Source organism: Pseudomonas batumici (genome assembly GCF_000820515.1).
Lineage (GTDB): Bacteria > Pseudomonadota > Gammaproteobacteria > Pseudomonadales > Pseudomonadaceae > Aquipseudomonas > Aquipseudomonas batumici.
In genome coordinates, this window is record NZ_JXDG01000004.1 from 14981 (window position 1) to 37491 (window position 22511).

At 62.4% G+C, this 22511-nt stretch carries 22 protein-coding genes; 6 read left to right on the forward strand and 16 right to left on the reverse strand.

Going from position 1 to position 22511, the window contains the following annotated elements:
* Positions 1 to 7 precede the first annotated feature (7 nt).
* The 3 genes from UCMB321_RS02550 to UCMB321_RS02560 all read left to right on the forward strand — a co-directional run bounded on the left by UCMB321_RS02550 (position 8) and on the right by UCMB321_RS02560 (position 5346).
* Positions 8 to 1777: a glucan biosynthesis protein G gene (locus tag UCMB321_RS02550; RefSeq protein ID WP_040063717.1), complete on the forward strand. Its 1770-nt coding sequence runs from the start codon at positions 8 to 10 to the stop codon at positions 1775 to 1777.
* A complete protein-coding gene (mdoH, locus tag UCMB321_RS02555; RefSeq protein ID WP_040063615.1) occupies positions 1770 to 4340 on the forward strand; it encodes a glucans biosynthesis glucosyltransferase MdoH in 2571 nt (856 codons plus the stop codon). The genes UCMB321_RS02550 and mdoH overlap by 8 nt, the downstream gene beginning before the upstream one ends.
* A gap of 208 nt (positions 4341 to 4548) precedes the next feature.
* Positions 4549 to 5346, forward strand: coding sequence for a transporter substrate-binding domain-containing protein (locus tag UCMB321_RS02560; protein ID WP_040063616.1), 798 nt, complete (start codon positions 4549 to 4551; stop codon positions 5344 to 5346).
* A gap of 6 nt (positions 5347 to 5352) precedes the next feature.
* Here the strand turns inward: UCMB321_RS02560 and UCMB321_RS02565 are convergent, their stop codons facing one another.
* From UCMB321_RS02565 to ubiE, 14 genes are all read right to left on the reverse strand, one after another.
* On the reverse strand, positions 5353 to 7296 hold the full coding sequence (locus tag UCMB321_RS02565; protein WP_040063617.1) for a methyl-accepting chemotaxis protein: 1944 nt from the start codon (positions 7294 to 7296) through the stop codon (positions 5353 to 5355).
* A 160-nt stretch (positions 7297 to 7456) separates the two neighbouring features.
* Positions 7457 to 9430, reverse strand: coding sequence for a multinuclear nonheme iron-dependent oxidase (locus tag UCMB321_RS02570; RefSeq protein ID WP_040063618.1), 1974 nt, complete (start codon positions 9428 to 9430; stop codon positions 7457 to 7459).
* Between the two features lie 16 nt (positions 9431 to 9446).
* A complete protein-coding gene (locus UCMB321_RS02575) occupies positions 9447 to 10604 on the reverse strand; it encodes an aKG-HExxH-type peptide beta-hydroxylase (protein ID WP_040063619.1) in 1158 nt (385 codons plus the stop codon).
* Positions 10605 to 10618: 14 nt separating this feature from the next.
* On the reverse strand, positions 10619 to 11095 hold the full coding sequence (locus UCMB321_RS02580; protein WP_040063620.1) for a GNAT family N-acetyltransferase: 477 nt from the start codon (positions 11093 to 11095) through the stop codon (positions 10619 to 10621).
* A gap of 112 nt (positions 11096 to 11207) precedes the next feature.
* Complete coding sequence (locus UCMB321_RS02585) at positions 11208 to 11465, reverse strand: Os1348 family RiPP precursor (protein ID WP_040063621.1); 258 nt, start codon at positions 11463 to 11465, stop codon at positions 11208 to 11210.
* Positions 11466 to 11885: 420 nt separating this feature from the next.
* Entirely contained in the window at positions 11886 to 12593 is a 708-nt protein-coding gene (locus UCMB321_RS02590) for a 16S rRNA (uracil(1498)-N(3))-methyltransferase (RefSeq protein ID WP_040063622.1), read from the reverse strand.
* Complete coding sequence (tatC, locus tag UCMB321_RS02595) at positions 12590 to 13372, reverse strand: twin-arginine translocase subunit TatC (RefSeq protein ID WP_040063623.1); 783 nt, start codon at positions 13370 to 13372, stop codon at positions 12590 to 12592. Before tatC ends, UCMB321_RS02590 begins: the two co-directional genes overlap by 4 nt.
* Complete coding sequence (gene tatB, locus UCMB321_RS02600; protein WP_040063624.1) at positions 13369 to 13830, reverse strand: Sec-independent protein translocase protein TatB; 462 nt, start codon at positions 13828 to 13830, stop codon at positions 13369 to 13371. The genes tatC and tatB overlap by 4 nt, the downstream gene beginning before the upstream one ends.
* Positions 13831 to 13840: 10 nt before the next feature.
* On the reverse strand, positions 13841 to 14119 hold the full coding sequence (locus UCMB321_RS02605) for a twin-arginine translocase TatA/TatE family subunit (RefSeq protein ID WP_040063625.1): 279 nt from the start codon (positions 14117 to 14119) through the stop codon (positions 13841 to 13843).
* Positions 14120 to 14142: 23 nt separating this feature from the next.
* Positions 14143 to 14475 carry a phosphoribosyl-ATP diphosphatase gene (locus UCMB321_RS02610; RefSeq protein WP_040063626.1) on the reverse strand — a complete coding sequence of 111 codons (333 nt, stop codon included), beginning with the start codon at positions 14473 to 14475 and terminating at the stop codon, positions 14143 to 14145.
* A gap of 2 nt (positions 14476 to 14477) precedes the next feature.
* The gene (hisI, locus tag UCMB321_RS02615) at positions 14478 to 14870 is read right to left on the reverse strand and encodes a phosphoribosyl-AMP cyclohydrolase (protein ID WP_040063627.1); all 393 of its coding nucleotides are present in this window, start codon (positions 14868 to 14870) and stop codon (positions 14478 to 14480) included.
* A gap of 80 nt (positions 14871 to 14950) precedes the next feature.
* Positions 14951 to 16555 (reverse strand): ubiquinone biosynthesis regulatory protein kinase UbiB, encoded by a 1605-nt coding sequence (ubiB, locus tag UCMB321_RS02620; protein ID WP_040063628.1) that lies wholly within the window; start codon positions 16553 to 16555, stop codon positions 14951 to 14953.
* The gene (locus UCMB321_RS02625) at positions 16552 to 17175 is read right to left on the reverse strand and encodes a ubiquinone biosynthesis accessory factor UbiJ (protein WP_040063630.1); all 624 of its coding nucleotides are present in this window, start codon (positions 17173 to 17175) and stop codon (positions 16552 to 16554) included. Before UCMB321_RS02625 ends, ubiB begins: the two co-directional genes overlap by 4 nt.
* On the reverse strand, positions 17175 to 17945 hold the full coding sequence (gene ubiE / locus UCMB321_RS02630; protein ID WP_040063633.1) for a bifunctional demethylmenaquinone methyltransferase/2-methoxy-6-polyprenyl-1,4-benzoquinol methylase UbiE: 771 nt from the start codon (positions 17943 to 17945) through the stop codon (positions 17175 to 17177). Before ubiE ends, UCMB321_RS02625 begins: the two co-directional genes overlap by 1 nt.
* 154 nt (positions 17946 to 18099) lie before the next feature.
* Here ubiE and UCMB321_RS02635 point away from each other — a divergent pair, with 154 nt between their 5' ends.
* The 3 genes from UCMB321_RS02635 to UCMB321_RS02645 all read left to right on the forward strand — a co-directional run bounded on the left by UCMB321_RS02635 (position 18100) and on the right by UCMB321_RS02645 (position 19721).
* On the forward strand, positions 18100 to 18375 hold the full coding sequence (locus UCMB321_RS02635; RefSeq protein WP_040063634.1) for a polyhydroxyalkanoic acid system family protein: 276 nt from the start codon (positions 18100 to 18102) through the stop codon (positions 18373 to 18375).
* Between the two features lie 139 nt (positions 18376 to 18514).
* Positions 18515 to 18937, forward strand: a complete 423-nt coding sequence (locus UCMB321_RS02640) for a phasin family protein (RefSeq protein WP_040063636.1) — start codon at positions 18515 to 18517, stop codon at positions 18935 to 18937.
* Between the two features lie 10 nt (positions 18938 to 18947).
* A complete protein-coding gene (locus UCMB321_RS02645; protein WP_040063638.1) occupies positions 18948 to 19721 on the forward strand; it encodes a phasin family protein in 774 nt (257 codons plus the stop codon).
* Positions 19722 to 20127: 406 nt separating this feature from the next.
* Here UCMB321_RS02645 and UCMB321_RS02650 read toward each other — a convergent pair whose 3' ends face one another.
* Together UCMB321_RS02650 and phaC are read right to left on the reverse strand one after the other, a co-directional pair.
* Positions 20128 to 20748 carry a TetR/AcrR family transcriptional regulator gene (locus tag UCMB321_RS02650; RefSeq protein ID WP_040063640.1) on the reverse strand — a complete coding sequence of 207 codons (621 nt, stop codon included), beginning with the start codon at positions 20746 to 20748 and terminating at the stop codon, positions 20128 to 20130.
* A 63-nt stretch (positions 20749 to 20811) separates the two neighbouring features.
* On the reverse strand, positions 20812 to 22494 hold the full coding sequence (phaC, locus tag UCMB321_RS02655) for a class II poly(R)-hydroxyalkanoic acid synthase (RefSeq protein WP_040063642.1): 1683 nt from the start codon (positions 22492 to 22494) through the stop codon (positions 20812 to 20814).
* Positions 22495 to 22511 lie beyond the last annotated feature (17 nt).

Consider the following 22511-nt stretch of genomic DNA (forward strand, 5'->3'; position numbering starts at 1 on the left):
GTTGCTCGTGATTGTTAGTCCCTGTAATGCTTCAACACTGACTGCCAAAGGGTTACGAAAAGCGCTGGTGGCGGGCTCGGCACTGCTCTGCCTGCTCAGCGCGGGACAACTCTTTGCGTTCAACCTGGATGATGTGGCGGCCAAGGCCAAGACGCTGGCCGGGCAGAAGTACGAAGCTCCGCGCAGCAATCTGCCGAACGAGTTCCGTGACATGAAGTTCGCGGACTACCAGAAAATCCGCTTCCTGACCGACAAGGCCGAATGGGCGGGCGAGAAAACCCCGTTCAAGCTGTCGTTCTACCATCAGGGCATGCATTTCGATACGCCGGTGAAGATCAACGAAATCACCGCGGACGACGTGAAAGAGATCAAGTACGACCCGACCCGCTTCGATTTCGGCGATGTGAAGTTCGATCCCAAGGCCACCGAGCAGCTGGGCTATGCCGGCTTCCGTGTGCTTTATCCGATCAACAAGGCCGACAAGCAGGACGAGATCATGACCATGCTCGGCGCGAGTTACTTCCGCGTCGTGGGCAAGGGCCAGACCTATGGCCTGTCGGCCCGTGGCATGGCCATCGACACCGCCTTGCCGTCCGGTGAAGAGTTCCCGCGTTTCACCGAGTTCTGGATCCAGCAACCCAAGCCGGCCGACAAGCACCTGGTGATTTTCGCCCTGTTGGACTCGCCGCGTGCCACCGGCGCCTACCGCTTGACCCTGCGTCCCGGCACCGACACCATCGTCGACGTGGACGCGCAGATGTTCCTGCGCGACAAGGTCGGCAAGCTGGGCGTTGCCCCGCTGACCAGCATGTTCCTGTTCGGCGCCAACCAGCCGTCCAAGGTCCTCAACTACCGTCGCGAGCTGCATGATTCCAGCGGTCTGTCGATCCACGCCGGCAATGGCGAGTGGATCTGGCGTCCGCTGAACAATCCGAAACACCTGGCCGTGAGCAATTTCTCCGTGGAAAACCCGCGGGGCTTCGGCTTGCTGCAGCGTGGCCGTGATTTCAGCCACTACGAAGACCTCGACGACCGCTACGACAAGCGTCCAAGCGCCTGGATCGAGCCCAAGGGCGACTGGGGCAAGGGCACGGTCGACCTGGTGGAAATTCCGACCGCCGACGAAACCAACGACAACATCGTCGCTTTCTGGAACCCCGCCGAGCGCGCCGACGTTGGCCAGCCGATGAGTTTCGCCTACCGCCTGCACTGGACCACCGACGAAGCGGCCCTGCATTCGCCGGAGAGCGCCTGGGTCAAGCAGACCCTCAAGTCCACTGGCGACGTCAAGCAGTCGAACCTGATCCGCCAACCGGACGGCAGCGTGGCCTACCTGATCGACTTCGAAGGTCCGTCCCTCAAGGCCTTGCCTGAAGACGCGCCGGTTCGCAGCCAGGTCAGCGTCGGCGACAACGCGGAACTTGTGGAAAACAGCCTGCGCTACAACCCGGAAACCCAGGGCTGGCGCCTGACCCTGCGCCTGAAGGTCAAGGAACCGGGCAAGGCCACCGAACTGCGTGCGGCCCTGGTCAAGGACCTCCCTACGGCGGATTCGGCGAAGATCTCGGTCTCGTCCCAGGTGGTCAAGGCCGACAAGGTCGCGGCCAAGCAGCAAGAGAAAGAGAAGGCCCAGGAGAAGAAAGAGCAAGCCCAGGACAAGAAAGAGCAAGCCGCCGCGGCGCCTGCTCCCGAGGCTACCCCACCCACCCCGGAACCGGTGCCGACTGAACAAGTCCTGACCGAGACCTGGAGCTACCAGTTGCCTGCCGATGAGTAACCCGATCGTACAGCCAGAGGCTCTTTCCGAGTACCTGGCGCATTTGCCGATGAGCAATGAGCAGCGTGCGGAGCTGTCGAGCTGCACCTCGTTCGCCGAGCTGCATGAGCGCCTGAGCGCGCAGCCGGCCGTTGACTCCGCCGAGGCCGCGCAGGCTTCGGTGGGGCAGCGCCTGATCCTCGACTCGGCGGCCGAGCTGGAAGACGCCGAGATGCTCGCGGTGGATGCCGCCGGGCGCGTGTGTCTCAAGGCCACGCCGCCGATCCGCCGGACCCGGGTTGTCCCGGAGCCGTGGCGCACCAATATCCTGGTGCGCGGTTGGCGGCGCCTGACCGGGCGCAGCAACCCGCCCGCGCCCAAGGACGATAAACGCGAGCTGCCCCATGCGCGCTGGCGCACCGTGGGCTCCATCCGCCGCTATATCCTGCTGGTGCTGATGCTCGGCCAGACCGTTGTCGCCGGCTGGTACATGAAAGGCATCATGCCCTACCAGGGCTGGTCGTTCGTCGATCTCAACGAAGTAGTGCATCAACCGCTGTTGCAGACCGCCCAGCAAGTGCTGCCCTATCTGCTGCAAACCAGCATCCTGGTGCTGTTCGGGATCCTGTTCTGCTGGGTCTCGGCGGGTTTCTGGACCGCCCTGATGGGCTTCCTCGAATTGCTCACCGGGCATGACAAGTACCGGATCTCCGGCGCCAGCGCCGGCAGCGAGCCGATCGCCAAGGATGCGCGTACCGCCATCGTCATGCCGATCTGCAACGAAGACGTGCCACGGGTGTTTGCCGGCCTGCGCGCGACTTTCGAGTCGGTCGCCGCCACCGGCGACCTGGATCGCTTCGACTTCTTCGTCCTGAGCGACAGTAACGACACCGATATCTGCGTCGCCGAGCAACAGGCCTGGCTGGACGTCTGCCGCGAAGCCTCGGGCTTCGGCAAGATCTTCTACCGCCGTCGCCGTCGTCGCGTGAAGCGCAAGAGCGGCAACCTCGACGACTTCTGCCGTCGCTGGGGCGGTGACTACAAGTACATGGTGGTGCTCGACGCCGACAGCGTCATGAGCGGCGAATGCCTGACCAGCCTGGTGCGCCTGATGGAAGCCACGCCGGACGCCGGGATCATCCAGACCGCGCCACGGGCGTCGGGTATGGACACCCTCTACGCCCGCATGCAGCAGTTCGCGACCCGCGTCTATGGTCCGTTGTTCACCGCCGGCCTGCACTTCTGGCAGTTGGGCGAGTCCCACTACTGGGGGCACAACGCGATCATCCGCATGAAGCCGTTCATCGAGCACTGCGCCCTGGCGCCGTTGCCCGGCAAAGGCGCCTTCGCCGGGGCGATCCTGTCCCACGACTTCGTCGAGGCAGCGCTGATGCGCCGTGCCGGCTGGGGCGTGTGGATCGCCTACGACCTGCCGGGCAGCTATGAAGAGCTGCCACCGAACCTGCTCGACGAGCTCAAGCGCGACCGGCGCTGGTGCCACGGCAACCTGATGAACTTCCGCCTGTTCCTGGTCAAGGGCATGCACCCGGTGCACCGCGCGGTGTTCCTCACCGGGGTGATGTCCTACCTGTCGGCGCCGTTGTGGTTCTTCTTCCTGGTGCTGTCGACGGCCCTGCTGGCGGTCAACACGCTGATGGAGCCGCAATACTTCATGGAGCCGCGCCAGCTCTATCCGCTGTGGCCGCAATGGCATCCGGACAAGGCGGTGGCGCTGTTCTCCACCACCATCGTGCTGCTGTTCCTGCCCAAGCTGCTGAGCATCATCCTGATCTGGGCCAAGGGCGCGAAAGAGTTCGGCGGCAAGTTCAAGGTCACCGTGTCGATGCTGCTGGAGATGCTGTTCTCCATGCTGCTGGCGCCGGTGCGGATGATTTTCCACACCCGTTTCGTCCTGGCCGCGTTCCTCGGCTGGGCGGCGACCTGGAACTCTCCGCAGCGTGACGACGACTCCACGCCGTGGAGCGAGGCGGTGCGCCGCCATGGTCCGCAAACCCTGCTGGGCGCGCTCTGGGCGCTGCTGGTGATCTGGCTCAACCCGAGCTTCCTCTGGTGGCTGGTGCCGATCGTCGGTTCGCTGATGCTGTCGATCCCGGTCTCGGTGATCTCCAGCCGGGTCAACCTGGGGTTGCGTTCCAAGGATGAGAGCCTGTTCCTCATCCCCGAGGAATACAATCCGCCCCAGGCGCTGCTGGCGACGGATGAGTACACCCACGAAAACCGTTGGCATGCGCTCAATGACGGCTTTGTCCGGGCCGTGGTCGATCCGCGGCAGAACGCCCTGGCCTGCGCCCTGGCGACCGCCCGTCACGGTCACGCCGAGCCTATCGAATGGCTGCGTGTCGAGCGTGTACGGCATGCGTTGAAGGTCGGCCCGGCCGGCCTGGACAATCAGTCGCGGCTGCACTTGCTGAGCGATCCGGTGGCCCTGACCCGCCTGCATGCGCTGGTCTGGAGCGAAGACCATGCCGAGTGGCTGGGGGCCTGGCGCGATTCGATCAAGGCCGATCCCCATGCGCCGCTGCTGCCCCTGCAGCCGACCACATCGGCGGCCCAGCCCGCCTGACGCCCGAGGGGCCGCGGTGTGACGAACACCGCGGCCCCTTTGTCATTTGGTAACAAAAGACCCGTCTCCCCTCGGTGTTGCCCCGCACCCGAGTACGTTAGGATCGCCCCCCAAAATTGTGCCCGCCAGACCCAGGCGACTGTGCGTTCACGCAGGCGTCGCGGGGCTCGCCGGCACGACCGGAAAAGCGGCCCAGGGGAGTTTCAGGATGAAAAGGTTTCTGTCGATGTTGCTGCTGGGGGTCGTGGTGCTCACTCATGCGTGTGCGCTGCAAGCGGGGGCCATTGACGATGCGGTCAAGCGCGGCACGCTGAAAGTGGGGACCAATCCCACCTATATCCCCTTTGAGATGACGAACAAGCGCGGCGAAATCATCGGTTTCGAAATCGATCTGTTGCGTGAAATGAGTCGGGCGCTGGGGGTGAAGCTGGAGTTGGTGTCCAGCTCCTACGCTGAGCTGCTCCCCGGTTTGCTGGCGAACAAGTTCGACCTGATCGCCAGCGGCATGACCCTGACACAGCAACGTAACCTGCGGCTCAATTTCAGCGATGCCTTTATCGTGGTCGGGCAGACGCTGCTGATTCCCCTGGCGCTGGGTGGCAAGGTGCAGGGTTTCGAAGACCTGAACGAGGCGGGTTATCGCATCGCGGCCAAGGCCGGGACCACGGGTGAGATTGTCGCCAGGAAAATGATGGGCGCGGCCCAGCTGAGCACTTATGCCAATGAGGAGGAGGGGGTGCGGGCGGTGCTCGAGGGCAAGGCCGATGCCTTTGTCCACGATGCGCCCTACAACCTGGTGGCGGTGAACAAGCTGGGCGACGGCAAGCTGTTGTGCCTGGACCAGCCGTTCACCTACGAACCGCTGGCCTTCGGATTGAAGAAGGGTGACCACGACAGCCTCAACTGGATCAACCACTTCCTGCACCAGATCGCCGAGGACGGCACCTACGATCGTATCCATGACCAGTGGTTCAAGGCGAGCGACTGGCTGGCCGAGATCGATTGACCGCTCCTACACCTTGAAGCGCTCCACAAGGCGCTGCAACTGAGCGCCCAACTGGCTCAGTTGCAGGCTGGCGGCGGCGGTCTCGTCGCAAGCGCTGGCGGTCTGCTGTGACATGTCGCGCACATGCAGCACGCTGCGGCTGATCTGCTCGGCCACGACGCTCTGTTCTTCGCCTGCCGCCGCGATCTGCTCATTCATCCCGAGGATCTGCGACACGCTACGGCTGATGGCCTCCAGCTTGCCGCCGCTGTGGCGGCTCGACTCGACGCTGTTGCGAGTCAGCTTGCGGCTGCTGTCGAGCATGCCCGCGACCTGCTGGGTGCCGCCTTGCAAGGCCGCGATCAGCTCCTTGATCTCCTGGGCCGAGTCCTGGGTGCGTTGCGCCAGGCTGCGCACCTCATCGGCAACCACGGCGAAACCGCTCCCGGCCTCGCCGGCCCTGGCCGCCTCGATGGCGGCATTGAGGGCCAGCAGGTTGGTCTGCCGGGACACCGACTTGATCACGTCCAGTACGCTGCCGATCCGTTCGCTTTCCCGCTGGAGCCCGTCCATGGCCTGGGAGCAGAGCTGCATCTGTTGCTCGAGCTGTTCGATCTGCTCGATGGCATCGGCGACTGCACCATCACCGTCGCGGGCCTGCTGGTCGGCCTGGGTGGCTGCCAGGGAGGCGGCGTCGGCGTGACGGGCCACCTCCCGCACGCTGGCGGTCATCTGTTTCATGGCGGCGGCCACTTGCTCGGTAGCGGCGTTCTGGCTGCTGACGCTGGCATCGGTCTGTTCGGTGCTGGTCGACAGGTGCTCGGCGGCGCTCGCCACCCGGGAAGCGCTGGTGCCAATGCCACGAATCAGTTCCCGCAATCCGAGGGTCATGCCTTGCATGGCCTGCTGCAACTGGCCGAGCTCGTCGCGGCGATCGACCGCCACATCGCGGCTCAGGTCGCCGGCGGCGATGTGGCGCGCCAGCTTCAGGCTGCGCGACAGCGGGATCAGCAACTGGCGGCTGAGGAGCCAGGCGGCGAGGCTGGCGATCAACCAGGCCAGCAGGGCTATTTTCGCCAGCATCCATTTGGCCGCCTGCGCCTGACGGTCGCGGGTCTGGGTCTGGCTGCGGCTCAGTTCCTCGTTGCCGGCCAGCAGCCTGTCGCCCAATCCTTCCATGACGTTGTGAGCGGCTTCGGCGAGTAGTTGTGCGTCCTTGAACTGCTGGAGCGCCTCGCGATAGTGGCGCAGCTCCACCAGCATGCGCTTGTGGTCGTCGGCCAGGGCCGGGGTCAGTGGCATCACTTGTGCCTCGAGTTGCCCCAGGCGGTCGATCGCCTTCAGCGCCTGCTCCGAATAAGCCTGCAGCGAATCGGACAGATAAGCCGGTGCCTGGATGCTGGCGTGGGTGTCGTTGATCAGTTGACGCAGCGCTTCGACCCGTTTGAGCGGCGCCTGCCACTGCAGGTCCTGGGTGTTTTTGCTCGCCTCGCGCAGTTGATGGGCTTCGAAGCGGGCCACCGCCTGCGTGGCCTGGATCACGCCGGCATTCATCCGCTTGCGGGCGCGTTCGCGGTCGCGAAGGCTTTCATCGAGATCGTCGAGGGTGGTCTGGAAACCCTGGATCGCCTGTTGCTGGTCGTTCAGGACCTGTCGGTCGCTCGGGTCCGGCAGGCGTGGCAGAAGCCCGCTCAAGAGCTTCTCGATGCCCGCCAGTTGGCGCGTGATCCGGGTGCGGCTCTGTGGGTCGTTCAGCACCCGGAAGGCGATGCGGTCGGCGCGCATGTCGCTGGTGAGACGGCTGAGCCTGGCAATGCTCGAGAGCGTTTGCGAGCGCTCTATGGTGGTGCCCAGGGCGTGCCAGCCGGTCAGGGTGACCCCCAGGGTCAAGAGCAGTACGAGGCCGAAGCCCAGGGCCAGTTTGAAGCGGATACTGCGGTCGCGCAGTGCGCGGGTCAGCCAACGGAACATGGTGAATCTCCTGCCAAACAGATGAGTCCATGGCCCTCACGCGCAAATGCGTGGGGCATGTCCTCTCATCGGCTTGGCGGCGGGAGACGCGACCTGAATGGGCTGTAGGGTAATTCTTTGAAATATGAAGGTTTTTACGCTCGACCAACCCAGGTCGAGATCACCCTCCTACCCCATTGACCAGAAACACCGGTTCCTCCAGATAGTCGAGTCCCAGTCGGTTTTCGAACAGTTCATCGCGTAACGCCGCGGTGGTGAAACTGCCCAGGCCCAGGGCGGTGGCGACCAGTGAAAAGGTCTGGCTCAAATGCCCGGCATCCATCAGCGCCACCCGCAGTGCCCGGCTGAACGCGTATTTCCAGGCCATTCGTTCGACCCGCGCCGTGGAAACAAACACCGCTGCGGCGTCCCTGATCCACGGCTGCTCACCGCAGGCCTCGCAGATCCAGGCTCGCGGATCTTCCAGGGAAATCAGCTCAAGCCCATGGCGGCGTACCGAGTAGTGATAGAGGCCGCGTTCGAAACCTTGCACATTCATCAGCACCGCATACACCTCGGTGCCTTGCAACGAACCGCCGGCCGGTGAGGTTTTCTTCAGGAAATAGTCGCCCATGCGGTTCTGTTCCATGACAGTTGCGCCCCAGGTGTAGTAGAGCAACAGGGACAGTTGCTGAGCGCTCAACGGCTGGTCACTGAAGGTTCGCGTCGTGCGGCGATTGCACAGCGAATCGAGCAACGTCGCTTGAGCGGTCGCGCCGGAAGGCACCAGCAGCGGGTTCTCCAGGGGAATGAACGGATGGGAGAAATAGTCCTTGAACGCCGACGGCTGACGTTGCTCCGAGGCCTTGTGCTCAAGCTCGGTTTCCAGATCGCTGACGCTGATGTAGGGCGTGTGCAGCCCGGTCCGGGTGCTCAGGTAAAACTCCAGCGCGGCGTCCCAATGGGTCCAGAGCTCGAGTGGCGGGTTGCGCTCATCGCCGGTGGCCGTGTCCGATGGCGTTGCGACCGGCAGTAGCACACCGTGGCTGATCAGTGCCCGCAGGAACGCCAGGTTCTCACCCTGTGTGGGACTCTGCAAAACACCCGGCAGCAACAAGGCACTGGCCAGCGTCTGGGGACTCAGGAAATGGCGCAGCAACGGCAGAAACGTCACACCAAACTCCAGGCTCAGATCCCGCTGCCGATCGCGGATAAAGAACGACGCCGAGCCAACACTGAGCCAGGTGCTTTCCCTGAGCTTCAACAGGGCTTTTGCCCCCTGCTCGAATTGTGTTTGTGCCTCCTGCCGGTCGCAGCCCCGCCAGAACAAGGCTCTGGGCCGAAGGGATTTGATGGCCGTGATCAACGTCAACAGTTCTGCGTCATCGGCTTTTTGCGAAATATCCCACTCCAAGGTGATCGCTTTCACCGGTGAGGAGGCGAGCAACTGACGCAAGATGTCCCAATCCCGCTGCGGATCGCCGATGTGTATTTCAATCAGTCGGTCCAGCGGCAATGAGCGCAAGTAGTCGTTCAGGTCGTAACCCAGGGTTCTGGCGGTGGTGATCGCGCTGTCGAGGTCCAGCAGGAAGCCCGAGCCGCTGCGCTCGACCACGCGGGAGATGAACTCGCCTTCGGATTGCGCCTGGGCATCGTGCAACGAAAACAACCGCGGCGCGTTTTCCAGCACCAGCGGCGTTGCCGTGAGTTCACGCAATTCAATGGCGTTGGCCACCACCGTGTCGGCCACCTCCTGGGCCAGGCTCGGCAAGATGAAATGCTGAGTGTCTCCGCCCTGAAAGCGCGACCAGGAAATATGCTCGGCCAGCCAGGGCGAACGGGTTTTGTCGCACAGTCGCCGAGTCATTTGCAGATACTCGCGGTCCATCGCGATGCCCACGCTGCCCAGGGACAAACTGGAAGAATGCAGCAAGCTCGGCACCCGGGCGCCGAGCTCAATCAGGCGAGGCTCCAGAATGCAGTGCGTCGGTTGAAACTCGACGTAATCGAAGTGCGGCAAACCCTCGGTGAGAATCCGTTCGACAGTCCGGTCGAGCCCCGCCTCCGATAATTCATCCTGAGCGGAGCGCCGTGGCAAATGGTATTCCAGCCCGACTCCGGCCTCGGGAAAGTTCGAAGCATCAAACATCGTCATGCTCGCCTCCTTGGCTTCAAGCGGTCAGCCCCAGCAACTGTCCATCCCCCGCCGATCTCGATATCACCAATAGTCCGGCGTGTTGACTTTCCAGTGCCCTGACTTCTTTGGCCAGGTTCTCCAGAAGCTGGCGTCCCTGGGGGGTGAAATCAGCGCTGGCTTCGAAATCCGGCAATGCCTTGATCAAACCTTGCAGGATGAACACCAGGCGGCTCTGAGCCCGTTGCAGCTCACGGGGTGGGTACGAGTGAACCCGCCCCAGGTATTTGACCAACGCGATGTAGACGAAAAACGCATGGAAATAGCCATAGAAATCACGTTTCTGTCCTGACCACGGCAAGGTGAACGACGCCTCGCGAGAGGCCTCTTCCTTGACCACCGGGCACACTTCGACAATGTTATAGAGCAACTGATGAGTGGCCTCATGCACCAGTGACTCTTCCAGGTCGAGTATCGAATCATCCCGGTTCGATAGGAGGATGACGCTGGTGAAACGCGAAGCCGAACAGCTTCGAAATGAACCGTCGGGCAAATAACAGATAGACTTGACCAGTTTTCTGAACTGCTCACGGCAGGCGGGCCATGTGCGTTCTATCCGCAACAAGGCAATATTCACCACATCGCAAAAGAAATTCACGGAATGACCATTGCGCTGCAATTGTTTACGGGTCGCTTCATCTTCCGGAAACTCATAACTGGGAGGTGCCACCCTCGCCACCAGCGGGTCGACATCGAACCGATACACCGGGGGGCAATAATCGTTCGTACGAGCACGGTCGGTTGTTTTCACGCGGAGCAACATGTGTGGAAACTCGAGCAACATGTTTTCCAGCGCCTGTGTATCCGCCACCTTTTTTGTGATGATCAGGTTGACATGATGAGTGGTCAATACCTGCCACACTTGAAACACCGGGTCATTAATGATCAAACGCTGTTCGTGGCTCGGAGGCACGATAAGATTGAACGCCTGCTCGAAAAAATCCGCCAAATGCGGAGCCTGGGGAAACAGTTGAAAAAGCTCGGTGTACAGCTCAACAAAATTTGTGTAGCGATTTTGACTGACACGTTCCAGTAATGCTTCAAATCGTGAATGATCTGCATCTGGCAGGAAGGTCGTGCCCTGAAATAAATCGTCGACGGATAGCTCATGCAGACCACTGTTCCCGATGTCCATTTTTCAACTTTCCCTCAGGTAGACGGTAACGGCTTCGCCATCGTCAGACTGGCGATGCCATAACCCAGTTGTTCATAAAGTCGACGCGCCGCAGCGTTGGAACCAAAGACATGCAGTCGCACTTCTTCGCATCCTGCCTGGCGTGCCCATGACTCAAGGGCCAGCAGTGATTGTCTGGCATAACCCTGGCGACGCTCTCCAGGGTCAATGTAAATATCCAGAATGAAGGCGATCTTGCCGACACCGGCGTATCGTTCGACCACCCATAATTCGCCAATACGATGCTCTTGGGTCTTGATCACCCAGAGTTGGTTGTCTTCAGTCAGTCGTCCTTGCGGCAACAATTGCTCGAAGACGCTTCGTGCCTTTTGCGACGCTTGCACCCGGGTCCATTCGCCCGCGGCAACCATACCGTCGCTATATTCAGCAACCGCTCTTTCGGCGAACCTGATAAAGTCCGCGTCATCCATGGGAGCCAAGGTGACAGACATGTGTCATTCACTCCGCACTCGACCGCTTCGTCTCATGACGGTTCATAAAGCCATTCGACGTACCCCCAGAAAGACTCATCTTTCGGGGCACGCCAAATGGCATCAGCGGTGGTTAATCCATCCGCGCTTGTTGCTGCTGGGTATCAAATATGGCACGCGTCCCCAGGCTGTTTCGGATACCGGAAGAGGCGACTGTCAGCTGTGCGGCATTAATTCCTTTGACCGCCGCGACTTCATCAGTGCTTAAATGCACGCCGATACTCTTGGCTGCAGCAACAGGATCGCTCTGCAGAGCACTGGCAAATTGTTCATCCATCACGGCACGTCCAACTACCGTGGCCAAACGCTCCTGATTGACTTTATTGCTCATGGTACTTCTCCTTGTTGTTTCGACACGCGAAAAATGCCCCCTGACGAAGCCTGAAAACTTCCTTGTCCGTCCTGAGGACTTTGAATATAGCAAGGCCGCTGTTCTTTTCCAGTCATAACCCTATCCCCCTTTAAACCGTTTCACGATAATGGGGTTTGAGGAGTAATGGACCAAAAAAACAACGTAAGCCCTGTATTTCGGGTTGGGAAACAGCGGAATAGGGGCAGTGAACAACTATCGGCTTATTACTAAAAAACTGCGCGATTCAGACGTGTCCTATATCTAATTCCAGGAAGCTCGCCTGTACCGATAGTCCTATATTTTTATAGGCTCTTATCAATGTCGCTTAAATAAACGCTATTAAGTCAGAGCGCCGGAAACGACGCTCGGTCAGGCAGGCAATGGATAGCCCGGAAATACTCAGAACAGGCGGGCGAGCAGGGCGGTCACGGCGGTCTCGACCCGCAGGATGCGTTCGCCGAGCTGTACCGGTTGCAGCCCGGCCTTGCCCAGCAGGTCGATCTCGTAGGGAATCCAGCCGCCTTCCGGGCCGATGGCCAGGGTCACCGGCTCATCCAGGCCACGTGGGCAGGGCGGGTAGTTGCCGGGATGGCCAACCAGGCCGAGGGTGCCGGCGCTGATGGCCGGCAGACGGTCCTCGACGAAGGGCTTGAAGCGCTTCTCGATGATGACTTCCGGCAGAACGGTGTCGCGGGTCTGCTCCAGCCCGAGGATCAGTTGCTCACGAATCGCCTCGGGCTCCAGGAACGGCGTCTGCCAGAAGCTCTTTTCCACGCGGTAGCTGTTCACCAGCACCACCTTGGGCACACCCAGGGTGGCGACGGTCTGGAACACCCGCCGGAGCATTTTCGGGCGCGGCAGGGCCAGCACCAGGGTCAGCGGCAGTTTCGCCGGTGGCGCTCGATCCAGGCTGACCCGCAGCTCGGCCTCGTTGGCGTCCAGGCGCAGCACCTCGGCGCTGCCCATCAGGCCGCCGATACGCCCCACCCGCAGGCTGTCGCCCACCGCCACCCGGTGGACTTCCTGCATATGGGTCAGGCGCCGGTCGCGCAGCACGACGAGGTCGGCCGCGATGAAGTCGGCCTCCTCCAATAGCAGCAGGTTCACGTCAGCGGGGCTGGCGGTTGGGCGTCGTTGTCGGCGGACTCTTCATCGCGGTGTTTGCGCACCAGGCCGCCGAACAGCACGCCGATCTCGAACAGCAGCCACATCGGCACGGCCAGCAGGGTCTGGGAGAACACATCCGGCGGGGTCAGGATCATGCCGACCACGAAGCAGCCGATGATCACGTAGGGGCGGATCTTCTTCAGGTATTTGACGTCGACCACGCCGATCCACACCAGCAGTACCACCGCCACCGGGATTTCGAAGGCCACGCCGAAGGCGAAGAACAGCGTCATGACGAAGTCGAGGTAGCTGGTGATGTCGGTCATCATTTCCACGCCGGCCGGGGTCGCGGCGGCGAAGAACTTGAAGATCAGCGGGAACACCAGGAAGTAGGCGAAGGCCATGCCGGTGTAGAACAGCACGATGCTCGACACCAGCAGCGGCACGGCGATGCGTTTTTCATGCTTGTACAGGCCCGGCGCGATAAAGCCCCAGATCTGGTGCAGGATCACCGGGATGGCCAGGAACAGCGAGACCATCATGGTCAGCTTGAGCGGCGTCAGGAACGGCGACGAGACGTCGGTGGCGATCATCGTCGCCCCCGCCGGCAGGTACTGGCGCAGCGGGATGGAAACGAAGGTGTAGATCTGCTGGGTAAAGGCGAACAGCCCGGCGAAGATCAGGAAGATCGCCGCGACACAGCGCAGCAGGCGGGTGCGCAACTCGGTGAGGTGCGAAACCAGCGGCATGTGCTGGTCATTTTCCGGAATATCGCTCATGGGGCTCGCGGCGGCAAAGTAGGGTCATGAGGCGCAGGCGTGCCGCTTGGCGTCGCGCTTGCGGGTTCTGTCGGGTGCGCCGCGGGTTCCACGGCGCCGGCGACCGCTACCGGCTCGGCGGCGCTCACTGGCGTCAACGGGACTTCCGGCGACACCGGCGGCACGGTGTGGATCGTCTGTTCCACCACTGGTTCGGCCGGGGTGCTCGCGGGCGTCGGCGAGAGCATCTTGCGGGCTTCCTGCTCCAGGGACAGGATGTGCTCGTTGTGCAGTTGCCGGCGGATCTCGTCGGCACCGATCTCGCGTTCCACTTCCTGCTTGATCGCATTGAAGCTGCGCTTCAACCGGCCGACCCACAGGCCTGCCGTGCGCGCGGCATGGGGCAGGCGCTCGGGGCCGAGCACCAGCAGGGCCACCAGGCCCACGAGCAGCAGTTCACTGAAGCTGATACCGAACATTAGTCAGTGCTCACGAGTGGTTGCGGGGTTCTTCAACCTTCTGCGCCTGCACGTCGATGGTATGCGGCGTGTTCTGCTGGGTGGTGGCCTGCGGCTGCACCGGCGGCGCCGGTTGCACTACAGGAGGGGCTGTCGGCTCGGCAGGCTTTTCGTCGTCGCTCATGGCCTTGCGAAAGCCCTTGATCGCATCGCCGACATCGGCGCCGAGGTTTTTCACTTTCTTGGTGCCGAACACCAGCACGACGACAATCAGGATAACGATCCAGTGTTTCCAGTCAAAAATGCCCATGGTGCTGCTCCTCTCGAAAGTTGTTAGGCGGACGGACGCGAGGCTTTCTCGACGTGTCCGGACAGGCCGAAGCGACGATCCAGTTCGTCCAGCACGGCCTGCGGATGCTGCCCCAGTTGGGCGAGCATGACCAGACTGTGGAACCACAAATCGGCGGTTTCGTAGATCAGGTCGCTGCAGTCGCCGCTGATCGCGGCATCCTTGGCGGCCAGGATAGTCTCGACCGATTCTTCGCCGACTTTTTCCAGGATCTTGTTCAGACCCTTGTGATAGAGGCTGGCGACGTAGGAGCTGTCGGCGGCGGCGCCTTTGCGCTCTTCCAGCACCTGGGCCAGACGGTTCAGGGTGTCAGTCATGTTCAGTGTCCTGCGGCGTAGATGCTGTGCGGGTCCTTGAGGACCGGATCGACGATCTTCCAGCCGCTGTTTTCATACACGCGGTAGAAGCAACTGTGGCGGCCGGTGTGGCAGGCGATGTCGCCGACCTGCTCGACCATCAGGATGATCACGTCGGCGTCGCAGTCCAGGCGCATTTCGTGCAGGTGCTGCACGTGGCCCGACTCTTCGCCCTTGCGCCACAGCTTGCCACGGGAACGTGACCAGTAAATGGCGCGATTCTCGGCGGCGGTCAGCTGCAGCGATTCGCGGTTCATCCAGGCCATCATCAGGATGCGCCCGGTCTTGTGATCCTGGGCAATGGCCGGCACCAGGCCGTCGCTGTCCCATTTGATCTCGTCCAGCCAGTCTTTCATCTTCGACTCCGACAACCGGGCACCACCCGCGTGGTTGTGCCTCGGTGAATGAACAGTGTGCCAGCCCACGGCCTGACTGGCTATCGGCGCACGATCAGATACAAGCCCACGACGACCATGATACCCGCCGGCCAGTGACCCAGTTCGTGCAGCGGCCCACTGGCGGCCAGTACTGCGCCGCCGCCCAGGTGCGCGCAGCCGAGCAGGCGCAGCAGCCAGTCGTCCTTGCGCCGGTTTCCATGCGGCTCGGGAGTGACGACATGGGGCTGGGCCAGGCGTTCCAGCAGGTCGCGGGTCATGTGGGCCAGGTGCGGCAGTTGCTCGATCTGGCCGTGCAGGTTGCCCAGCAGGATTTTCGGGCTGACGCGCTCGCGCATCCAGCGTTCGAGGAACGGCTGGGCGGTGCTCCACAGGTCCAGTTCCGGGTACAGCTGGCGGCCCAGCCCTTCGATGTTGAGCAGGGTCTTCTGCAAAAGAACAAGCTGCGGCTGGACTTCCATGTTGAAGCGCCGCGCGGTCTGGAACAGGCGCATCAGCACCTGGCCGAAAGAAATGTCCTTGAGCGGTTTTTCGAAGATCGGCTCGCACACGGTACGGATCGCCGCCTCGAACTCGTTGAGCTTGGTGTGCGCCGGCACCCAGCCCGAATCGATGTGCAGCTGGGCGACGCGGCGGTAGTCGCGCTTGAAGAAGGCGAACAGGTTGCGGGCCAGATAGTCCTGGTCTTCCGGGGTCAGGCTGCCGACGATGCCGCAGTCGATGGCGATGTACTTCGGGCTCCACGGGTTCACGGTGCTGACGAAGATGTTGCCGGGGTGCATGTCGGCGTGGAAGAAGCTGTCGCGGAACACCTGGGTGAAGAAGATCTCGACACCGCGCTCGGCGAGCAGTTTCATGTCGGTGCGCTGGTCGGCCAGGGTCGCCAGGTCCGTGACCTGGATGCCGTAGATGCGCTCCATCACCAGCACTTTCGGCCGGCACCAGTCCCAATGGACCTGGGGCACGTACATCATGTCCGAGCCTTCGAAGTTGCGCCGCAGCTGGCTGGCGTTGGCCGCTTCGCGGAGCAGGTCGAGTTCGTCGTAGATGGTCTTTTCGTAGTCGCTGACCACGTCCACCGGGTGCAGCAGGCGGGCGTCGGCCGAGACCCGCTCGGCGGCCCGGGCGAGCAGGAACAGCCAGGCCAGGTCCTGGGCGATGACCGGTTTGAGGCCAGGACGGATGACCTTCACCACCACTTCTTCGCCGTTCTTCAACTGTGCCGCATGGACCTGCGCCACCGAGGCCGAGGCCAGCGGTTCGATGTCGAAGCGGTTGAAGACCTCGCCGACCTTCTTGCCCAGTTGCGCCTCGATCAGCGCGACGGCGGTCTGCGAGTCGAACGGCGGCACGCGGTCCTGCAGCAGCATCAACTCGTCGGCGATGTCCTCGGGCAGCAGGTCGCGGCGGGTGGAGAGGATCTGGCCGAACTTGATGAAGATCGGTCCCAGGTCCTGCAAGGCCAGGCGTAACCGCTCCCCGCGGCTCAGCGCCAGGGTCTTGCGCGGGAGCCAGCGCCAGGGCAGGGCAAAGCGCAGTGCCAGGAGGAACCAGGGCAGGGGCAGCTCGAACAGCAGGTCATCGAGACGGTAACGGATCACGACGCGCTGGATGCGCAACAGACGGCGGACGGCAAGCAGCTTCATGCGTTATCGCTGGAGTTGAGGGATCGGGAAAGGCGCTCGACGCGCGCCTCGAGACGTTCCAGGTCGAGCTTGACCCGGTCCAGTTCGTCGAAGCGCGCTTCGGCCTCGTGGGTGCCCACCAGGGCACGGGATTCTTCGCTGAGGTATTCGGCCAGGTTTTGCTTCAGGCTGACCAGGCCCTGCCGGTACAAGCCGGCCCGGCTGCGCAAGTGGCCGCTGAGCAAGGGTGTGGCGATCGGGCCGAGCCAGCGCGAGAGTTCATACTCCCAGTCCAGCTCCAGGTCCTGGAGGACCCCGGCCAGGTCCAGCAGCACCGCGCTGTCGCCTTCCAGGCTGACCTCGGGGCTGTGCAGGACGGCGGTCTTGTCGCGGCTCAGGGCCAGGCTCAGCAGGCTCGAGGCCGGGGCGTGGAGGATGCAGTCGGCCTCGGTGGCCCAGTGCGCGGCCAGCAGCAGGCCTTGGTCGCTGGGCAGGATGAACAGCTTCAGGGCCGGGCTGGCGCAGTCGACTTCGATGAGCTTGCCCGTCAGGTGGCCCAGGCGGCTCAAGGCCGTGCCGTCGAGGCGCAGCACCCGGTTGAGACCGTGCTCGACGCCGGCGAGAAGGCCGCTGAGCAGCATCAGGGCTTGATGCCGCGATGCAGGGCGACGATGCCCGCGGTCATGTTGTGGTAGGTCACGCGGTCGAAACCGGCCTCCACCATCATCGATTTCAGGGTTTCCTGGTTCGGGTGCATGCGGATCGATTCGGCCAGGTAGCGATAGCTTTCCGAGTCGTTGGTGATCAGCTTGCCGGCCAGTGGCATGAAGGCGAACGAGTAGGCGTCGTAGACCTTGGACATCAGCGCGCTGGTCGGCTTGGAGAACTCCAGCACCAGCAGGCGGCCGCCGGGCTTGAGTACCCGCAGCATGGAGCGCAGGGCGTCTTCCTTGTGGGTGACGTTGCGCAGGCCGAAGGCGATGGTCACGCAGTCGAAATGGTTGTCCGGGAAGGGCAGTTTCTCCGCGTCGGCCTGGACGAACTCGACGTTGCCGGCCACGCCCAGGTCCAGCAGGCGGTCACGGCCGACCTTGAGCATGGAGGCGTTGATGTCGGCCAGCACCACCTGGCCGGTGGGGCCTACCAGGTGCGAGAATTTGCGGGTCAGGTCGCCGGTGCCGCCGGCGATATCCAGCACCCGGTTACCCGGGCGCACGCCGGACAGCTCGATGGTGAAGCGCTTCCAGAGGCGGTGCAGGCCACCGGACAACACGTCGTTCATCAAGTCGTACTTGGCGGCCACGGAGTGGAACACCTCGGCGACCTTTTCCGCCTTTTGGCTTTCCGGTACGTTCTTGAAGCCGAAGTGTGTGGTGGGTTCGGCATCGCTGCCTTTGCGCTGATCAGTCATGTCGCTGTCACCAGAAGAGAGTGCGGGCATTCTAATCCCGGTGGGCGGCTTTGTCTTGGCAAGGGTGCATGTAAGATAGGCAACCGCCGGGACGTTTTGACGCATTCAGGGTCAGGATTCGCCGGGCAAGACCCGATAGAGCAGGAGTCATTCGATGGCCCGTATTAGTGTTGAACGCGTCCACCGCCTGGGTAAGGCCGGTGCGCGCGAGAAGGCCGATCAGTTGGCGCAGAAGTTGGCCGGGCAGTATGGCCTGGAGCCGCAGTGGTCCGGCGACACCCTGAACCTCAGGCGTTCCGGGGTCAAGGGCGCGGTGCATGTGGGCGACGAGACGATCCGCATCGATGTCGAACTGGGCCTGCTGATGTCGGCCATGAGCGGCACCATCAAGGCCGAGATCGAAAGGGCCCTGGACAAGGCGCTGGCCTGATACGCCGTTCCTGCTCCCGCGAAGAGGGGAGCAGGGTGGCTTCGGGTTAGGGTGCCCATTCTAATTTTTCTCATTACTTTGTGCATGAGCCCCCATTCCGGTGGGCAGATCCTCCAACCGTTCACCCGTGAGGTGCACCATGGCCAAAGTAAGTCTGAAGAAAAAATCCGACGGTCAGCCAACCGCCCTGGCTGAAGTGAAAGTGTATGCGCGCAAGATCTGGCTGGCGGGTCTGGGTGCTTATACCAAGGTCGGCCGGGAAGGCAGCGAGTACTTCAAGGAGCTCGTGAAAGCCGGTCAAGACGTTGAAAAGGAAGGTAAAAAACTGATTGGCGTGCAGCGTGAAGCGGCCAACAGTCAGATCGACAGCGTGAAGGGCGAAGTCACCAGTCTCAAGGGCAAGGTGGAAGTGCAACTGGACAAGGTCGAGAAAGCCTTCGACCATCGGGTCGCCAGTGCCTTGAATCGCATTGGGATTCCGTCTAAACATGATGTGGAAACACTTTCTGCCAAGCTCGATGAGCTGACGGCATTGCTCGAACGTGTTGCGCGTAAACATTAAGGAGAACGGGATGGCTGGCAAGAAGAATACCGAGAAAGAAGGCAGCTCGTGGATCGGGAAGGTTGAGGAGTATTCCCGCAAAATCTGGCTGGCTGGTTTAGGCGTGTACTCGAAGATCGATACCGACGGCAGCAAACTCTTCGAGTCGCTGGTCAAGGACGGCGAGAAGGCCGAGAAACTCACCAAGACCGCGGTCGACAAGAAAGTCGATGCGGCCAAGGACTCCGCCAGTTCCGCCAAGTCGCGCATCGCCGGGGTCAAGGACCGTGCGCTGGGCAAGTGGGACGAGTTGGAAGGGGCTTTCGACAAGCGCCTGAACAGCGCTATTTCGCGCCTGGGCGTACCGAGCCGCAATGAAGTGAAAGCGCTGCACAGCAAGGTCGATACCCTGACCAAGCAGATCGAGAAACTCACGGGTGAGGCAGTGCCCCGGGCCTCGACGAAAACGGCTGCGGCCAAGCCTGCGGCAAAAGCGGCAGCCAAGCCCTTGGTGAAGGCCGCGGCCAAACCTGCTGCCAAGCCTGCGGCGAAAACCGCAGCGGCCAAGCCAGCCGCGAAAGCCGCCGCCAAGCCCGCGGCGAAACCAGCAGCGGCCAAACCGGCTGTGAAGCCAGCCGCCAAACCGGCAGCGGCGAAAAAGCCTGCTGCCGCGAAGCCGGCTCCTACCGCTGCGGCCAAGCCTGCCGTGGCTCCGGTATCGGCCGCCAACTCCGCTGCGGCTCCGGCATCGGCGCCCGCTCCGGCGGCGACACCCAGCACACCGACTCCAGCCTCTCAAGCCTGAGTCGTTACCCGCTGAATGAAAACGCCCGACCTGTGAAGGTCGGGCGTTTTTGTTTGGGCCTGTTTGTGGGAGCCGGCTTGCTAGCGATGAGGCCCTTGAGTCTTGCGGTGTCCATCCGGGCGCTATCGCCAGCAAGCCGGCTCCCACAATAAATCTGCGTCTCACCGCGAAACATGGTGTTGCCACGACCTTTGTAGGAGCTGGCTTGCCAGCGATGAGGCCCTTGAGTCTTGCAGCGACTGCACGGGCGCCATCGCCAGCAAGCCGGCTCCCACAATAAGTCTGCGTATCACCGCGAAACATCGTGTTGCCAGGACCTTTGTGGGAGCTGGCTTGCCAGCGATGAGGCCCTTGAGTCTTGTGGTGTCCGTCCGGGCGCCATCGCCGGCAAGCCGGCTCCTACATCTCAGTCGTGATCTTCGAGATAGTGCAGCGCCATCTGCTCCGTCGCCAGCCGCGCCGGGGTCAGCAGGTGTGGGGCCACGAGCATCATGATCTGGTACACCACCAGTCGCACCTCGCCTTCGCGCCCGAGGATCCGTTGGTAATCCAGGGAAAACAGCAGCGTCAGGGTGATCTGCTCCACCAGTTGCCCTAGGGCCTGGGTTTCACTCATCAGCAACCCTTGCGCCTTCAGCCGCGCCAGCAGTGACGCCAGTGTTCGTTTAAGGGCATTGAGCAGGTTGCGGATACCCTTGGCCAGCTTGGGCAGGCGCCCGGACAGATTGGACAGGTCCTGGAACAGGAAGCGGTAATGGGCCAGCCGCTCGACGATCAGGTGCAGGAACAACCAGTAGTCCTCGGGCGCCAGCCGGGCGTCGGCCGGTGGGTCGAGCAAGGGAGTCAGTTCGCCCTGGAAGCGCTCGAACAAGCCCAGGACCAGGGGCTCCTTGCCGTGGAAGTGGTAGTAGAGGTTGCCCGGGCTGATCCCCATTTCATTGGCCACTTCCATGGTCGAAACGTTGGGTTCGCCTTTCTGGTTGAACAGTTGCAGGGCACATTCAAGGATCCGGTCGCGGGTTTTCATCCAGCCTTCTTAGGTCGTTCCGGCAGTTCGCCACGGCTGCCCGGCAGCCGTGATCGGTCATCGTCAGCGCACCCGGACATAAGTGCCGGGTGCCGCCTCCATAGGGGGGTAATTGGCATTGCCCAGGGCCATCTGGGTTTCACGCTGGGCTCCCGAGCGTTCCTGGACCCACAGCAGCCACTGGTTCCACCAGCTGCCATCGACCTGTTTGCCGTCGTAGTACCAGGCCCGCGGATCACTGCTCAACTTCGGGTTGTCGACGTAGTTGGCCTTGGGATTGCTCGGCGGGTTGAGGATGCTCTGGACATGGCCGCTGTTGGACAGCACGAAGCGGCGATTGCCCCCCAGCAGCAAGGTCGAGCGGTAGACCGCATCCCAGGGCGTGATGTGGTCGTTGATGCCGCCGACGCTGAAGCTGTCGACCGTGACTTTCTGCAGGTCGATGGGGGTGCCGCAGACTTCCAGGCCGCCCGGATGACTCAGCGGGTTGTGCTTGAAGAAGTCCAGCAGGTCGCCGTGAAACGCCGCGGGCAGGCGGGTGTTGTCGTTGTTCCAGTAGAGAATGTCGAACGCCGGCGGCTCCCTGCCCAGCAGGTAGTTGTTGACCCAGTAGTTCCAGATCAGGTCGTTGGGCCGCATCCAGGCGAAGACCTTGGCCATGTCGCGGCCATCGAGTACGCCTTGCTGGTAGGAGCGGCGCTTGGCCGCTTCCAGGGTCTGTTCGTCGGCGAACAGGGCGGCCGGGCTGTCCAGCTGGCTGTCGAGCAGGCTGACCAGGTAGGTGGCGCTGGACACCCGGCGCAGTTGCCGCTTGGCCAACAGGTGGCCTTGCAGGGCGGCAATGGTCAGGCCGCCGGCACAGGCGCCCATCAGGTTGACCTCGCGGCTGGCGGTGATCGCCCGGCAGACGTTCATGGCCTCTTCCACGGCCTCGACATAGCTGGACAGGCCCCATTCGCGGTGACGTACATCCGGGTTGCGCCAACTGATGACAAACACCTGGAGGTTGTTCTTGAGGGCGAACTGCACAAAGCTGTTGGACGGACTCAGGTCGAAAATGTAGTACTTGTTGATCTGCGGCGGCACGATCAGCAACGGCCTGGCGTACTGCTTTTCGCTCATGGGCCGGTACTGGATCAGTTCCAGCAGTTCATTGCGAAACACCACCGAACCGGGGGTGGTCGCCACGGACTTGCCGACTTCGAACGAGTGCTTGGTGACCTGGCTGGGCAAGCCATTGTTGTGCAGCAGGTCGTCCACCAGGTGGCTGATGCCGCGCACGATGCTGTTGCCGCCGGTGTTGAACAGCTCCTTGATCGCCAACGGATTGAGCAGGGTGTTGGAGGGGGCCAGGGCGTCGTTGAGCAGGGTGAAGATAAAGTGCGCCCGGGCGCGATCGTCGGCGCTCATCCGGCTGTCGTCGATCCAGAGCCTGACCTCTTTCTGCCAGGCCAGATAGGCTTGCAGGCCACGGCGGTAGAACGGATTGAGGCTCCAGGTCGGGTCGGCGAAGCGCGCGTCTTGCGGGTTGGGCTTGTGCAGCGTGTCGCCGAGCAGCACCTTGCCCAGTTGTCCGCCCAGGGCCAGGACATGCCGGGCGGTGTGGAACGGATTGCGCAGGCTATGGGCGGCTACGCTGCGCAGGCTGGAAAACAGATCCCGGCCGCGCAGGCCGGTAATCGCACTCTGTGCGTTGATGAACGTGGCGGGTGTGGGCATCGAACCCGTCGCTGGTTTGTCTCGCATGAGTCAACACTCCTTCG